Source organism: Priestia sp. SIMBA_032, from assembly GCF_046535215.1.
Classification (GTDB): Bacteria; Bacillota; Bacilli; order Bacillales; family Bacillaceae_H; genus Priestia; species Priestia aryabhattai.
In genome coordinates, this window is record NZ_JAWRXD010000803.1 from 1 (window position 1) to 266 (window position 266).

The following is a 266-nucleotide window of genomic DNA, read 5'->3' on the forward strand; positions in this document are numbered from 1 at the left end:
GTCTTAAGTACAGTACTTATTTTTGTTATTGGATCAGCAACATCAGGCGGGTTAACACCAATCAGGTTAACGATTGCTGGAGCGGTTATGGCAGCGCTTTTACATTCATTAAGTTCAGGTGTTGCGATTTATTATGATTTAAGCCAGGATTTAGCGTTTTGGTATGCTGGTGGTGTTGCAGGGGTTAAGTGGGAACACTTGAAATTTTTAGTCCCTATTATTCTTATAACGATTATTTTTGCAATAGTGTTAGGGAAATCTATTTC

Annotated in this window: 1 protein-coding gene; it reads left to right on the forward strand. The window is 37.6% G+C overall.

Going from position 1 to position 266, the window contains the following annotated elements; genetic code table 11:
• On the forward strand, window positions 1-266 hold a 266-nt coding region (locus tag SB717_RS36550), incomplete at both ends, for an iron chelate uptake ABC transporter family permease subunit (protein WP_410907942.1).